Genomic DNA, 15,354 nt, shown 5'->3' on the forward strand with positions numbered 1-15,354 from the left:
GTCGCTGGTTTCTGCCGCGACTCAGTTGAAATCGTTCAGATGTGGTCGTTTCGAACGTCGAGGGCATCTCGCAAGCCATCGCCGATGAAGTTGAAGCTCGTCACCGCCATCGTAATGGCGGCACCGGGAATGATGGCAAGCCAGGGAGCGCTCGCCAGATATTGCTGGGCGCCATTGAGCATGTTGCCCCAGCTGGGCAGCGGCGGCTGGATGCCGTAGCCGAGAAAGCTGATATAGGCCTCCAGAAGGATCGCGCGCGCGACGGCCAGACTTGCGGCGACGATGATGGGACCCATGGCATTGGGCAGGATCTCGCGGAACATGATGTGCGCCCTGCGAAGCCCGACCATGCGCGCGGCCTGGACGAACTCGCGCTCGCGCAGGGAACGGACCTCGGCCTCGACGATTCGCGCAGTCTCCATCCAGCTCGTGACGGCAATGATCACGGTGATCATCGCCGGGCTCGGCCGCAGCGTTGCGGCCAGCGCCAGCACGAGAAAGATCGAGGGATAGGACAGGAAGCCATCGACCGTCCGCATCAATGCCGCCCCGACCCAACCCCCGCGATAGCCGGCCGTCACGCCAATGAGCGTGCCGATCAACGTCGACAGCAACATGGCGGAGAACCCCACCGCCAGCGAGACGCGCCCGGCCATCAACAGCCGCACCGCGAGGTCTCGCCCTAAGGGATCCGTGCCTAAGTAATGGTTGCCTGTCAGCGGCGGAGCAAAGCGGGCGCGCAGATCGATGTGGAGCGAATCGTAGGGCAAGGCATAGGGACCGATGGCGCACGCCAGCACGAGCAGGGTGATCATCGCGATTCCCAAGAGCGCCAGGTGGTGACGCATGAAGCGGATAACGGCACGGCTGTGCCACCAGCGGGCCGGAGCTGCGTGCGCGACGATGGCGGTCATATCTACTCGCTCCTCTTATCTGTCGTGAGTCTGCAGGCTCAGGCCAGGCGAATGCGCGGATCGACGGTGGCGATCACGATGTCTGCGATCAGATTACCCAACAGGACCAGGATGGCCGAGAAGATCAACAGCCCCATCACGACCGGATAGTCGCTGTAACCAAGGCTGTCGAGAAACAGCCGCCCCATGCCCGGCCAGGTGAACACGGTCTCCGTGACCAGCGCGCCGGTGAGAACGCTGGGCAATTGCATCCCTGCCAGCGTGATCATCGGCAACAGCGCATTGCCGATGACATGTTTCAGCAAGATGCGGCGTTCGCTCACGCCCTTGGCCCGGGCCGTCTTGACGAAATCCTGACTGAGCGCATCGAGCGTTGCCGTCCGCATGTAACGGCTCCAGATAGCGACATGAACGAGGGACAGCACCAGGCTCGGCAAGATCAGGTGATGCAGATAGTCCAGTACCGAGCCGTCGCCAATCGTGTACATGTTGCCTGCGGGCACCCAACCCAGCTTCAGGGTGAAGATGTAGATGCCGATCAGGCCAAACCAGAACGTCGGAACGGACAGCGCCACCATGGCGCCGACAGTCGCGCAGTAGTCGAACAGCGAATAGCGGTGGGTGGCGCCCCGGATTCCGATCCAGGCACCCACCCCGATCGCAAATACGGTGGACGTACCCATAAGCAGTAGCGTCGCCAGCAAGTGTCGACCAATCACCGTCAGCACCGAAGAGCCATCGCGGAACGAGTGTCCCCAATCGCCCTGGAGCAGCCGCCAGGCCCAATCGAGATACTGCATCCATAGCGGCCGGTTCAACCCGAGCTGCGCTGCGAGCCGCTCCACATCCTTCTGGGTCATCCCCGGATCGAGCCCGAACTGCGCCAGAGGACCACCCGGCATGAGGTTGAGAACCGTGAAGCCGATGATCGAGACGATCACCAGCAGCACGATGCTCTGCAAGAGACGATTCAGCAGGAAGGCGGACATTCGAGTCCTCCATTAGCGTGACAACACCGTCCGACGCGGTCCGTCCGGCGAGACATCAGCTCGCCCAATACCAAGCGAGCGCGTTCCAGGACTCCGTGCGCGTGTTGCCATTCGGCACGAATCCATTGATCCCTTTCTTGAGACCTTGGACCGAGTTGCTCTGATACAACGGCAGGAAAGGCAGATCGCGGCGCACGAGTTCCTGTACGCGAGAGTAGATCGCGCGCCGCGCTTCGGGATCGAAGGTGCGGGCGCCTTTGTCAAGGAGGGCATCGACCTCCGGATTTGCGTATTGGGCATTGTTCGAGCCGCGGCCTCCCTTCGCTGCGATCGAGCGCGAGTGGAGGCGATTGGTGACGTCCGGATCGGCGCCAATCAGATACGAGCTGCCGACGATCACGGAATCGAACTGCGATTGCACCCAGAAATCGCCCCACATCACGGCGGCGGGCAGGTTCGATATCTTCATCTCGACCCCCAGTTGCGCGAACGTCTGCTGCAGGAACTGCTGCACCTGTTCACGAAGGGGATCGCCCGACGTGGTCGAATTGGTAAAGGACAGGCGAACGCCGTTCTTGGCGCGAATGCCGTCCGCGCCCTTTGCCCAGCCGGCCTGGTCGAGGATCTTGCCCGCGCGATTCACATCAAATTTGTGCAGGGGCAGATTGGCGTTGAAGAAGAAGGACTGCCGCGGCATGAACGTCTCTGTCGGGGTCGGCACGCCGTAATAGAGCCCCTGAATGATCGCCTCCTTGTCAATCGCCGCGTAGAGCGCCTCGCGAACGGCAAGCTCCTTGAACTGCGGGCGCTCGAGGTTCAGATAGAAGGATTCGAACGAGGTCCTTGGGACGAGCGTCACCACACGGTTTGGCAGCGTCTTGGCTTCCCCGTGATGATCGGGCGTGATGTAAGGCTGGCCCACGAGATCAATGTCGCCGCTCTTGAACTGGGTGTAGAGGACCGTGAGATCGGGAATGTATTTGAAGACCAGCCTCTCGATGTGAGGGCCATCACCGAAGTATTCGGTGTTCGCAACGAGTTCGAGATGATCACCAGCAACCCTCTTGCTCCACTTGAAGGCGCCGGTTCCGACCGGTGCCTGGTTGAAGGCGGCGTTGTTCGGATTGGCCTCTTTCTCGAGGATGTGCTTGGGGACGATAAATGTTTCGGTCAGGAACGACAGATACGGCGCAAAGGCCTCCTCCATTCGCCACGTGATCTCCGTCGGCGAGACCACCGTGATGTCGCGCACGAGAGCATGGCCGGCCGTGCGCCAACTCCGGAAGTTCGGATTCGTAATCAGCTCGAGCGTGAACTTCACGTCCTCGGCGCTGAACGGTTTGCCGTCGTGCCAGCGGACATCGTCGCGCAAACGAATACGCCATTTGAGACCGTCTTCCGAAATGCCGCCATTCTTCTGGTTCGGCACTTCCACGGCCAAGTTGGGCTGGATAACGCCTTGAGGATCGATGCGGAACAGCGCGTCGAAGACCGAGAAGTGCACGCCATCATCGACTTCAATGTGTACCATCAGCGGATTGAAGACGGTGGGCTCTTGTCCAAGCCCGACGATCACGCGGCCGGTTGGCTTTGTCGGAGAGGTGCGCGCGTGGGCCGGCTTGCCCAATAGGTTGGGCGCGATCAGGCCGGCAGCTCCGCCGATCGCCACCATTCGCAGAGCATCACGCCGCGAGTAGCTCGATGTCGTTGCAGAACCCTTTCTCATAACGTCTCTCCTCCCTTGTGCTGTCCGCCGTACTCTGCATGTTCGGGCATGCTCAGGGGTTGCTCGCCCGGGATTGCTGCCACCAGTTCTCGCGTGTAGGTGGATTTCGGATCGAGGAATATCTGGGACGGCGGTCCGCGTTCCACGATTTGTCCTCGATGCATGACGGCGATTTCATCGCAGATTTGGCTTGCGACGCGCAGATCATGCGTGATGAAGATCATCGAGACGCCGGTCTCCCGCTGGATCTGGTCGAGCAGCTTCAAGATCTGGGCCTGGATCGATACGTCGAGCGCTGAGACCGCTTCGTCGGCAATCAGCAATTTTGGCTTGAACATCAGCGCCCGCGCGATGCCGACGCGCTGGCGCTGCCCGCCGGAGAACTCGTGCGGATAGCGCTCAAAGGCGCCTGCATCCAGGCCGACATGGGACAGAAGCTCCCGCGCACGCTCGCAAGCTTTGTCATAAGGCATGCCATGCGCGACCGGGCCGACAGTGAGAATTTGACCGACCGTCGATCGCGGATTGAGCGATGCGAAAGGATCCTGAAAGATCATCTGGATGTTCGGCCGTAGCGGCCGAAACTCGGCTTCGGAAAGCCCAGCGATGTCGCGGCCTTCGAACAGAATCGAGCCGCCGTCGCACTCCATGAGCTTGATCAACAGCCGACCGAGCGACGACTTGCCCGAACCGCTTTCCCCGACGACGCCGAGCGTGCGACCCGACGTGAGGTCGAAGCTGACCCCATTGACCGCAGGCACGATGCGCTGCGTACGGAAAAGCGCGCTGCCGCTGCGATAAGTCTTTGCCAGGCATTCGACCTTCAGGATCGACGCTCGCTCCCCGGCTTCCGAGGGAACGCGGTCCTTGCCGGTCAGGTGGGGCACGGCTGCGATCAGGCGGCGCGTATAGAGATGACTGGGCGACTTCAGCACCTGCGCGGCACTGCCCTGCTCCACGCAATGGCCCTTCTCCATCACCACAACGTGGTCGGCAATCTCCGCGACGACGCCGAAATCATGGGTAATGAACATGACGCTCATTCCCTTGCGGCGCTGAATGTCGCGGATCAATTGCAGGATCTGCGCCTGGGTCGTCACGTCGAGTGCGGTGGTCGGCTCGTCCGCAATCAGGATCGCTGGTTCGAGAGCCAGAGCCATAGCGATCATCACCCGCTGCCGCTGCCCGCCCGAAAGCCGGAAGGGATATTGGTGATACATGAGCTGCGGATCAGGCAGACCCACTTCAATCAACAAGTCTATGGCCCGGCTGCGGCGCGAGGCCGGCGTGCCCACGTCGTGCGCGGCCATCACCTCCTCGATCTGCGCGCCCACGGTCATCAGCGGGTTGAGCGCCGAGAGAGGATCTTGAAAGATCATCGAGACGACTCGGCCGCGCAGACTGCGGAGCTTTTCTGGCGCGAGGCCTACGATGTTCGTCCCATTCAGGTGGATCGCCCCCGAGGTGACCCTGATCACCTTCGGCAGAAGCCCCATGATCGCATTGGCGGTGACCGACTTGCCCGATCCAGATTCTCCGATGATGCAGAGAATCTGTCCACGTTTGAGATCGAAGGAGATGTTCTCGACGGCGTGGGCCCGCTCCATTCCTTCAGGCAGGCTCACGGTCAGTTCGCGCACCGACAGCGCGACATCGGCGGGGGCTGCAGCCGGCTCGCCAGAGGCCATCGGAACATCCTCCCTTTTTAGCTTCGTTCGGCCATCCTGCTGCGAGCCGCGCTTTCGGTTCTTTGCCTTGCCACGCTTCTTCGACAGGTCGACGATTTGACGTTCGACGTGCCATTCCTCCATTGGAGACTGCGACATGATTCAGGCCTCCCCGCGCAAGAGGCAAGAACTCTTCTTCGCAGTGCGGCGCCGACCGAACAGGTCAGTTCGATCGAAGCGAAGCATGGATGGTGCCGAGCTCATAGCTTGATCGCTTCTGCCAAGATCTGCTCCTCGACAAGGCTCATGCGGGTTGCCTCTATGGACTTCGATCCTTCGATCCGTTCTGCCGATCTTGACGATTTGAATCACCCTGGAGTCGCCGAAAGCCGGCATCGAAGCAGCAGGAACTTCTGAAAACGAAGTCCGATTTGGCATTTCAGTCTGCGCCGCCAGCCCTGCCGCGGCGGCGCGCGACGGATCGCAGGAGCACGTGCATCAGTCTCGCCGCCTGCAAGCTGCGATCCAAGCAAAGTATTTTCGCAATAATAGCCTGTGTCAAAGGCAGTAAACCGCAGGATATTCGGTCTCATGGCCAAAGTCCGCGGGGCCTGCCGCAATTCCCCGGTTACGCTACGCAACCACCGGAGATCCCTGTCGGATGAGCGCGCCGCTCCTGCATATCGAATCCAGTCCATCCCTGCCTCGTGAGGCGGACGTCGTCGTCATCGGCGGCGGCGTGGTGGGCGTGTTCACAAGCTACTATCTCGCCCGGCGCGGGCTCAAGGTTGCCTTGCTCGAGAAGGGCCGCATCGCCGCCGAGCAGTCCAGCCGCAACTGGGGATGGTGCCGTCAGCAGAACCGCGACGCGCGCGAGCTCCCGATTGCAACCAAGAGCCTCGATCTCTGGGACAGAGTTGCCGGAGAGACCGGTGAAGATACGGGTTTTCGCCGCTGCGGGCTTTTGTATTTGTCGAACGACGAAAATGAGCTGGCGGGCTGGGCGAAGTGGCGAGACTTCGCCAGTACGGTGGGCGTCACGACGCACATGTTGAGTGCGGAAGAAGCGAACGAGCGCGGCAAGGCGACGGGCCGCAAATGGAGAGGCGGCGTCTTCTCGCCGACAGACGGGACGGCGGACACTTCAAAGGCCGTTCCCATCGCCGCGCGTGCGATCATGGCGGCGGGCGGCACGGTGCACCAGCTCTGCGCCGCGCGCGGCATCGAGCTCAGTGCCGGCCGGGTCAACGGCGTGGTGACCGAGGCGGGCACGATCCGGACGAAGACGGTGGTCATGGCAGGAGGCGCATGGGCATCTTCGTTCTGCAACCAGCTCGGAATTCGCTTCCCGCAGGCATCCGTGTGCTCTTCGATTCTCGCCCTGGCCCCGGGCGCGGCCGACCTGCCTGATGCCCTTTACGCAGGGCTCGTGTCGGCCACGCGCCGCGGCGATGGCGGATACACGCTGGCCATCAGCGGGCGCGCGCGACTAGATCCGACGCCGCAGCAGGTCAGGTTCGGCCGCGAATTCCTCCCCATGTTCGCCCGCCGCTGGCGAAGCCTCAGCCCCGGCGCCTTCGAGGGCATGCGGCAAGGCCACGAATCCCTGGCGAAATGGAGGCTCGACGAGGTGACCCCGATGGAGCTGAACCGAACGCTCAACCCCCGCCCCGACATGGGGCAGATTCGGCTGACGCATCGACGCGCGTGCAAGCTGGTCTCCGAGCTGCGGCACCTCGCCATCTCAAACGTCTGGGCCGGCTACATCGACAGCACACCGGACGGCATTCCGGCAATCGGCGAAGTTGAATCCATTCCAGGCTTCATCCTTGCGGCGGGGTTCAGTGGGCACGGCTTCGGGATTGGGCCCGGCACCGGGCACATGATCGCCGACATCATCACCGGTCGAGCACCGATCGTCGACCCGCGTCCCTACAGGCCGGAACGGCTGAAAATGAGCGCCTGGGGGAAGGTCAGCGAGTTCTGAATTGCAGTTTCCGCCTCGTTGGGAAAAGCTGCTGGTTGATGCTATGACAATGCATATGACGCTGAAGACTCAAAGCCCTGACGCCGTTGTCGGCCCCATCTGATGGCATTGCTATGAAGCTCGATAAGATCGACATCAGGATTTTATGCGAACTGCAGAAGAACGGGCGCATTTCCAACGTCGAGCTCGCAGAGCTGATAAATCTTTCGCCGAGCCCGTGCCTGATGCGCGTCAAGAGGCTCCAGACGGAGGGCTTCATCACCGGCTATTCCGCCCAGATCGATGTTGCCAAGCTCGGACAAACTCTGACGGTCTTCGCTGAAATCACCCTGAAGAACCACCGGCAGATCGATTTCGCTCGCTTTCTCACGACGATCGAAAAGATCGATTCGGTCGTCGAATGCCATCTGGTTTCGGGTGGGTACGACTATCTCGTGAAGTTCATCACGGCGGGGATCAGCGAATACCAAGCGGTCATGGAACGCCTGGTCGAGATGGATATCGGCATCGACAAGTATTTCAGTTTCGTCGTGCTGAAGTCCCCGATCGTGAAATCCCATCTGCCGCTCGAAAGCATCTTCGATAGCTAAGAACAATCTCCGACCGGCAGCGCGGTGATCATCCCTTCATCGCCGCGCGGACGTCCTTGTCTTCGAGCGTCTGGTCGAGCGTCGTCTTTGTCCGCTCAATAATGCCGTCGATGTCGTCATCGGTGCAGCACAGCGGCGGCGCGTAGCCCAGCACGCCTTGCGCGAAGGCGCGGATCACGAGACCATTGTCCCACGCGCGGTCGAAGATGCGGCGCACCGCGTCGGCTTCCGCCGGCAGAGGCGTCTTGAGCTCCTTGTCAGTCACGAGCTCGATTGCAGCCAGCATGCCGCGACCCCTGATATCGCCGACAAGCGGATGATCGGCAAGCGCCCGAAGACCTTCCATCAGCCGGTGCCCGGCCTTCCGGCCGTTTTCCAGCAAGCCGTTTTCATAGAGATCAAGGCACGCGAGCCCAACGGCTGCGCTGACGGGATGAGCGGAATAGGTGTAGCCGTGGCCGACGACCGCCTTGCCGGCGCCATCGGCAATCGTGTTGTAGACGCCGTCGGACATGAGAACGGCCCCCATCGGCACGTAGCCAGAGGTTAGCCCCTTTGCCGTGGTCATGAGATCCGGCACGACGTCATCCTCTTCACAGGCGAAGAGCGGACCGACACGGCCAAAGCCGGTGATGACCTCATCGGCAACGAACAGAATATCGTGCTCCTTGCAGACCGCATGCATCGCCTTCAGCCAGGACGGCGGCGGAACGAGGACGCCTCCTGACCCCTGTATCGGCTCGACATAGAAGGCGGCGACGCGTTCGGCGCCGAGCTCGGCGATCTTGGCCCGCAAGGCCGCGACCGACGCCGCAATGATAGCCTGGGGATGGGAACCGACAGGGTTGCGATAGGCGTAGTGCGAGGGGATCTTGTGTTGCCAGTTGTATGGCACCCCAAAGCCCGCATGAAAGGCGGGCAGCGCCGTCAAGCCAGCCCCTGCCGTCGACGATCCATGGTAGCCAGACTCGACGGAAATGAACTGGTCCTTCTGCGGCCGCCCTTTGGAATGATAGTAGTACCTGATGAACCGGATCGTACTGTCGATGGCATCGGAGCCACCCAGCGTGAAGTAGACATGGTTCAGATCGCCAGGCGCCAATTCAGCCAACCTGGCCGCCAGCCGGATCGCCGGGTCCGAGCCCAAACCGAAATAGCCCGTCGCATAGGGAAGTTCACGCAACTGCCTCGTGGCCGCCTCGACGATGCTGTCCTGCCCGTAGCCGGCATTGACACACCACAGACCCGCGAACCCGTCGAGCAATTGACGTCCCGAGGCATCGGTCAGGGTCGCGCCCTTCGCTGATTTCAGCATGCGCACACCCGACGCCTCATGGCTGCGATAGGATGAGACCGGGTGAATCAGATGCGCGCGATCGAGTTCAATCAGCGAGTTGCTCAACATATTGTCCTCCAGATCGGTCGCGATGTTTATGCGAGCAGGCCGTCGTGTCTGGGCCAACATAAGCTGCCGAAGACAGCACTTGCTCCCAGGCAGGACATGGACGGAGGGCGTTTTGACTTTGATTGGGCACCAGTGCGGCATCTTATGCCGGCATCGGCCCGCGCCAGGCATTGGCGCTCACGTCGGATGCGCCTATTTCGCACAACTCTCTGCCACAGCTCCGATCCGATACGACACAATCTGCTCCCGGTCACCGCGACAGCGGTGCTTTATCCGGTCGTCTGCCCGCTATGATCCCTGTCGTACCGGAGCGCGGTGCGTGAGGACCGAAAAGGATCGAGCCATGGCAACGTTTAGACCGAAATACATCACCTTCGACTGTTACGGCACGCTGACCAATTTCGACATGGCCGGCGCGGCAAGGAGAGTCTACGGATCTCAACTTTCTGCCACGACGATGGCTAGTTTCATCAAGGATTTCGCCGCCTATCGCCTGGACGAAGTTCTTGGCGCGTGGAAGCCGTACTTCGAGGTCGTGCATAATTCAGTTGAGCGCGCTTGCAAGCGCAACGGTATCGTATTTCGGCCGGAGGATGCCCAGCGCATCAATGAAGAGATCCACACATGGGGTCCACATCCCGACGTCCCAGCGGGTCTGGCCAAGGTTGCCAAAGAGATCCCGCTGGTCATCTTGTCGAACTCCATGAAGAACCTCATCATGTCCAACGTGGAGAAGCTCGGCGCTCCCTTCCACATGGTCATCACGGCCGAGGAGACTGGCGCCTACAAGCCGCACATGAAAGGCTTCGAATACATGTTCGACAAGCTGGGCTGCGGCCCGGAAGATATCACCCACGTCTCCTCCTCGTTCCGCTACGATCTGATGACCGCCTACGATCTGGGTATCAAGAGCAAGGTATGGGTGAACCGCGGTCACGAGCCGGCGAACCCCTTCTATGAATACACCGAGGTCTCTGGCATCGGCGGCTTGGCTGCCGCAGTCGGCCTGGAGCCTCTTCGTAAAAGCGCCTGAGCGCAGTTCTTTCGGGATCGCTCGCGGCACTTCAGCAATAGAGATCTGCGCTGGTCAAAGAAAAGGGGGCGGTTCAACCGCCCCCTTTTCTTGTTTCAGATCCGATGGACGCTCAATCCAGGCCGCCGACATGAAGGGCCTTGCTCTCGAGATATTCTTCTATCCCGAGCTGAGATCCCTCGCGTCCCAGGCCCGACTGTTTGACACCGCCGAAAGGCGCGACCTCCGTCGAGATCAGGCCGGTGTTCAGGCCGACCATGCCGAACTCCAGCGCTTCGGCAACACGCCAGGAACGCTTCAGGTTTTCAGTGTAGAAATACGCCGCAAGACCGAAGGGCGTACCGTTTGCGATCGCTATCGCCTCGTCCTCCGTCTCGAACCGGAAAAGCGGCGCGACCGGCCCGAAGGTCTCCTCCGAAGCCAGGAGCATCTCGGTCGTCGCGCCACCGAGCACGAGAGGCCGAGCAAATTGCCGGCCCTCCGGCACCGCCTCACTCTCAGCGATGATCTTTGCGCCTTTATCCAGAGCGTCCATGACGTGCCGCTTGATCTTCTCGATCGCTGCGCCATTGATCATCGGCCCGATTGCGACCCCATCTTCCGTACCGGCACCGACCTTCATTTTCGCGACCTTGCCGGCGAGCTTCTGTGCAAAGGCATCGTAGACACCCGATTGGACAAGAATGCGATTGCAGCAGACGCAGGTCTGTCCGCCGTTGCGGAACTTCGACGCAATTGCGCCCTCGACGGCGCGGTCGATATCGGCATCGTCGAAGACGATGAACGGCGCGTTGCCGCCGAGCTCGAGACTGAGCCGCTTGATGTTGTCGGCGGCGCCTTTCATCAGCAGCGCGCCGACGCGGGTCGATCCCGTGAACGAGATCTTGCGGACGGACTCATTGGCCATCAGTTCCTGGCCAATTTCCGCCGGCATACCCGTCACGATGTTGATCACGCCAGGTGGAATTCCTGCCCGCTCCGCCAGCACACCGATCGCGAGGCCCGAAAACGGCGTGAATTCAGAGGGCTTGATGACGACGGTGCAGCCCGCGGCCAGCGCAGGCGCCACCTTGCGTGTAATCATCGCGTTGGGAAAATTCCAGGGCGTGATGATCCCGCAGACGCCGACCGGCTCTTTCAAAACCAGAATGCGGCGATCGACGGTGGGAGACGGGATCGTCGATCCGTTGATCCGGCGCGCCTCTTCCGCAAACCATTTGACGAAGGAGGCCCCATAGCGGATTTCGCCGAGCGATTCCGCCAGTGGCTTGCCCTGCTCCAGCGTGAGCAGAAGAGCCAAATCCTGCTCATGGTGTCGCATCAGCTCATACCAGCGCTCCAGCAGCGCGGCGCGCTCTGCATGGGCCTTGGTCTTCCAATGCTTGAACGCGTCGGCCGCAGCGCGGATGGCAGCCCTGGTCTCCTTGCACCCCATATCGGGGATGGTGCCAAGAACTTGCTGGCTGGCAGGATCGATGACATCAACCGTCGCCTTCGCACTCGCGTCGCGCCAGTGGCCGCCGATCAGTGCCTGCTGGCGAAACAGATCCTTGTCTTTCAATGCAACCATGTATTTGTTCCCTTACTCTTCGGGGTCAAACCGCCAACACTGCCGGATATGCGATTGGCGAGACAAGCCGTCTCATCTGGGCCATACAGCACCGCGCGCCGCATTTTTCATCGAAAAGGAAGCGTCTGACCGCGTTGAGTCCGGTCAGACGGGCACTCGAAAGTCGATTGTTCTGGCCGTCGTTTAGTGAGGCCGCCGTCAGGCATCGTGCTCAGTCATAGTGGCAGACATAGATCTTCCGCACGGTCTCGATCGTGCGCCAGACGCCAACAAAGCCCGGCTTCATCACAAAGCTGTCGCCGGCGCGGAAAGTCTTCGTCTCACCACCTTTTTCCTCGATTTCGATAAGACCCGAGATGATGTGGCAGAACTCGAAGGTGGTGCCCTTGATCGAATGGGTCTCGCCGGGGGTTGCCTCCCAGACGCCCGTCAGCACTTTCTCACCCTTCGAGGCGTCCTGCGCCCAGGTCTTGAAGGACGGATTGCCCGAAATGAGACGTTCCGGATCCGGCACGGCCTTCTTCGGTACAAAATCCGGATTGGTGTCGATGGCAATCAGAAGTGACATGGCATCTTTCCTGTTAGTAACCGAGCGCTCGATCGACGAGGCCGATCGGATTTCGTCCAGCGCGGTGGCGCCGGATGTTCTCTATGACGGATTGTGCTGCCGTATGCGGTTGCGTCACGGACGCGATATGCGGCGTGATGATCACCTTCGGATGGGACCAGAGTGGATGGTTCTCTGGCAATGGCTCGGGATCGGTGACGTCAAGCATGGCGGCCGCAAGGTGCCCGCTGTCGAGCGCCTCGATGAGTGCACCCTGGTCAAGCTGCGGGCCGCGGCCGACATGGAGCAGTCTTGCTCCCGCCGGCACGAGAGAGAACAGCTGTGCGCTCAGGATGCCGCTTGTTTGCTCCGTCAAGGGCAGAAGACAGACGAGAATGTCCGCACCTTTCAGGAAGCTGCCAAGCTGATCTTCGCCGTGGAAGCAGGTGACACCCTCGATCGTCTTGTTGCTGCGGCTCCACGCGGCAAGCGGAAATCGAAACGGCTTGAGGCGATCAATCGCAGCTTGCGCCAACATGCCGAGGCCCAGAAAGCCGACGCGCCGATCGGCCGCCTGGGGCGTTGCAAGAGCCTGCCATAGGCCTCTTCCCTGCTGCTCCCGATAGGCAAGCATCTCGCGATGGAGTGTCAGCACCCCAAGCACGACGTACTCCTGCATCATGCGTATGATGCCATCCTCGATCATGCGCACGAGCTTGACGTGGCCAGGTAGGGTCTCCGGCTTGAATTGATCGACCCCCGCACCGGTGGAAAAGAGCATTTCCAGATTTCGAAAACGCGAGAGATCGTCGGGCGCGTTCCAGGTTATCAGGTACCGTACCTTTTCCGGCTCGAAGCATTCGCTGGAATGATAGAATTCGAGATCAGGGAGCTCGCGCGCAAAGGCCTGCCGGAATATAGCCGCCCGAGCAGCATCGGAATTGAAAAGGAACGCCATCGACGTGGTCCTCTCAGGTCCTCGCCCGGGATGCGGCGCGTTGAGACCGGACTGGCCGGCCACCGAGGGCTGGAAAGGCGGCGAGCCCTACGAAGCCTTCAACGTTCACTGGGGTCACCCTGCCTGCTGTTGCCGGATATCGATAGGCCGCAACCAGTAGCTTTCCCTGCTGAATCGAGCTCCACTGGCGGCGAAACATTCCGAGTACCGCCCGCCAAACAGGCGAAACCTGCTGGCCTTCCGCGCTATGCTGCTGCAAAAGAGGGCTTGTGCGGCACGCAGCAGAAGGTCGGCGGGGGATAGGCCGCGGCCTTTGAGCCCGCAAAGGAATGGATGAGCTGAATGGGACGAACGGTACGCGTGAAGTCCTTTGAACTGGTGGCCAAGGACATAAACGACGTTGATGTGAAGCTGCTCCACGCGCTTTCGATCGGTGTCGGCTGGCCGCATCGCCCCAAGGATTGGGATTTCCTACGCCGCGCCGGCCACGGCATCGTCGCCGTTGACGGCATAGGCCGCGTTTTCGGCAGCGCGATGTGGTTCCCTTATAGCCAGGAATTCGCGACGATTGGCCTGGTGATCACATCGCCCCGAACCCAGGCACAAGGTACTGGCCGCTGGCTCATGGAGCAGGTTTTCGAGCGGTGTGGCGACCGGAATTTGACCCTCAATTCAACCCATGCCGCCTATCATCTGTATCTGTCGCTGGGGTTCACGAAGGAAGCCACCGTGCATCTGTGGCAAGGAGAGATCGTCTCACCACCCCCGCCGGTGCCGGGTCTGGCCGGTGAGTTGAGCTCGCTGTCCACGGCTAACATCGGAGAGATCGCGGCACTGGACGAACGCGCGTTCGGAACTAACCGGCAGAAGCTGCTCGCGTTGCTTTCTGAAGGTGCGTCAATCTCCGTCCTGCGCCGCGGCGGAGAGACCGTCGGTTATTCCATGAAGCGCGAATTCGGGCGCGGTCATGTGATCGGCCCGATCATCGCCAGCAATGATTGTGACGCGATCCATCTCACGGCCGTGCATCTCAGGGATCTCGCGAGACAATTCGTCCGCGTCGATACGCGGGAGCAGACGGGTCTGTTTGCCGACTTCCTTCAACAGAGCCGCCTCGGGATGACCGACACCGTCACGACGATGTCTAAGGGCCGGCGATTCCTGAACCGAAAGGAAAATGAGCCGTGGGTGTACGGGCTAGCTGGTCACGCGTTGAGCTGAAGCTATGAAGCGAAGCTCCGTGGGGACTGGTGCCAACGGCCGATCGCGACCCTACAGAGACGGGCCGTGGCTAGGGCGACCAGCAGAGGGACGAGTCGCTCGCGAAGCGGCCCCAAGCGCACGAAATCGTAGTTTGGCGCACACAATCGCGCAATTGGCGGAGAAAGTGGGAGTCAAACCCACGATTTTCGACTATCCCGCCTCGAACAGCCGAGACTGCCGTAAGCAATCGCCCGCCTCCTGGCCTCGTAAATTCAGATCATGCGCATGCGCAACAAGCCAGCTTACGTTGGCCGTGGTGAGATTTTTCTTGATCTCCCGGTGCACGCCGCGCACACGCAGCCATCTAACCAATTGAAAAATTTGAACTCTCGCTCCAATCCATCATGGGCGCCACGGAAAAGAGATAGGCTTGCGAATTCAATTGGTTATTCTTTCATCGAACCGGCAGCATGGAGATGTCCTCGCGCACTCGAACCAGCAATTTGCGTGGCGCGCACATATCATTCGCCTGAATGGGCGTCTCGTGCAACTGCAACAACAAAGTGGTCCGGACAAGAGAAAGCGACAATGATCCCGCATGGCATAGGGCCAGGCAGATCGGTCCGAGCTGGACACAGCTGATCCGGCGCTTCAACAGACGGTGAATAGCCGACCCAAATTGGACAAGGGTGCCATCCAGGGCCGCATCGGCGCAATCACGGTTGAGCATGCTCTTTCGACAGTTCGGCCGCTCGATCCCGTTCC

General features: G+C 60.8%; 13 protein-coding genes. 4 read left to right on the forward strand and 9 right to left on the reverse strand.

Annotation, left to right across the window (positions count from 1 at the left end):
- Nucleotides 1-35 precede the first annotated feature (35 nt).
- From GGD65_RS08270 to GGD65_RS08285, 4 genes are read right to left on the reverse strand one after another with little or no spacing between them, the layout of a single operon-like run.
- The gene (locus tag GGD65_RS08270) at nt 36-914 is read right to left on the reverse strand and encodes an ABC transporter permease (protein ID WP_018321788.1); all 879 of its coding nucleotides are present in this window, start codon (nt 912-914) and stop codon (nt 36-38) included.
- 38 nt (nt 915-952) lie between these two features.
- A complete protein-coding gene (locus GGD65_RS08275) occupies nt 953-1,903 on the reverse strand; it encodes an ABC transporter permease (protein ID WP_183233423.1) in 951 nt (316 codons plus the stop codon).
- Between the two features lie 55 nt (nt 1,904-1,958).
- The gene (locus GGD65_RS08280; RefSeq protein ID WP_183233424.1) at nt 1,959-3,629 is read right to left on the reverse strand and encodes a peptide ABC transporter substrate-binding protein; all 1,671 of its coding nucleotides are present in this window, start codon (nt 3,627-3,629) and stop codon (nt 1,959-1,961) included.
- Nucleotides 3,626-5,317: an ABC transporter ATP-binding protein gene (locus GGD65_RS08285; RefSeq protein ID WP_183233468.1), complete on the reverse strand. Its 1,692-nt coding sequence runs from the start codon at nt 5,315-5,317 to the stop codon at nt 3,626-3,628. The genes GGD65_RS08280 and GGD65_RS08285 overlap by 4 nt, the downstream gene beginning before the upstream one ends.
- 640 nt (nt 5,318-5,957) lie before the next feature.
- On the opposite strand from GGD65_RS08285, the gene GGD65_RS08290 reads away from it, so the two are divergent.
- Together GGD65_RS08290 and GGD65_RS08295 are read left to right on the forward strand one after the other, a co-directional pair.
- Nucleotides 5,958-7,283, forward strand: coding sequence for an FAD-binding oxidoreductase (locus tag GGD65_RS08290; RefSeq protein ID WP_183233425.1), 1,326 nt, complete (start codon nt 5,958-5,960; stop codon nt 7,281-7,283).
- Nucleotides 7,284-7,396: 113 nt separating this feature from the next.
- On the forward strand, nt 7,397-7,873 hold the full coding sequence (locus GGD65_RS08295) for an Lrp/AsnC family transcriptional regulator (protein WP_018321783.1): 477 nt from the start codon (nt 7,397-7,399) through the stop codon (nt 7,871-7,873).
- A 28-nt stretch (nt 7,874-7,901) separates the two neighbouring features.
- Here GGD65_RS08295 and GGD65_RS08300 read toward each other — a convergent pair whose 3' ends face one another.
- Complete coding sequence (locus GGD65_RS08300; protein ID WP_183234995.1) at nt 7,902-9,278, reverse strand: aspartate aminotransferase family protein; 1,377 nt, start codon at nt 9,276-9,278, stop codon at nt 7,902-7,904.
- Between the two features lie 343 nt (nt 9,279-9,621).
- Between GGD65_RS08300 and GGD65_RS08305 the strand changes: the two genes are divergently transcribed.
- Nucleotides 9,622-10,311, forward strand: a complete 690-nt coding sequence (locus GGD65_RS08305; protein ID WP_183233426.1) for a haloacid dehalogenase type II — start codon at nt 9,622-9,624, stop codon at nt 10,309-10,311.
- A 112-nt stretch (nt 10,312-10,423) separates the two neighbouring features.
- On the opposite strand, the gene GGD65_RS08310 is transcribed toward GGD65_RS08305, so the two are convergent.
- From GGD65_RS08310 to GGD65_RS08320, 3 genes are all read right to left on the reverse strand, one after another.
- Complete coding sequence (locus tag GGD65_RS08310; RefSeq protein ID WP_183233427.1) at nt 10,424-11,881, reverse strand: NAD-dependent succinate-semialdehyde dehydrogenase; 1,458 nt, start codon at nt 11,879-11,881, stop codon at nt 10,424-10,426.
- A 211-nt stretch (nt 11,882-12,092) separates the two neighbouring features.
- Nucleotides 12,093-12,449, reverse strand: a complete 357-nt coding sequence (locus tag GGD65_RS08315; RefSeq protein WP_092252113.1) for a cupin domain-containing protein — start codon at nt 12,447-12,449, stop codon at nt 12,093-12,095.
- Nucleotides 12,450-12,462: 13 nt separating this feature from the next.
- Nucleotides 12,463-13,386, reverse strand: coding sequence for a glyoxylate/hydroxypyruvate reductase A (locus tag GGD65_RS08320; RefSeq protein ID WP_183234879.1), 924 nt, complete (start codon nt 13,384-13,386; stop codon nt 12,463-12,465).
- A gap of 342 nt (nt 13,387-13,728) precedes the next feature.
- Here GGD65_RS08320 and GGD65_RS08325 point away from each other — a divergent pair, with 342 nt between their 5' ends.
- The gene (locus GGD65_RS08325; protein WP_092252109.1) at nt 13,729-14,607 is read left to right on the forward strand and encodes a GNAT family N-acetyltransferase; all 879 of its coding nucleotides are present in this window, start codon (nt 13,729-13,731) and stop codon (nt 14,605-14,607) included.
- 436 nt (nt 14,608-15,043) lie between these two features.
- Here the strand turns inward: GGD65_RS08325 and GGD65_RS08330 are convergent, their stop codons facing one another.
- Complete coding sequence (locus GGD65_RS08330; protein ID WP_183233429.1) at nt 15,044-15,319, reverse strand: hypothetical protein; 276 nt, start codon at nt 15,317-15,319, stop codon at nt 15,044-15,046.
- Nucleotides 15,320-15,354 lie beyond the last annotated feature (35 nt).

This window comes from Bradyrhizobium sp. CIR18, assembly GCF_014198295.1.
Taxonomy (GTDB): Bacteria; Pseudomonadota; Alphaproteobacteria; order Rhizobiales; family Xanthobacteraceae; genus Bradyrhizobium.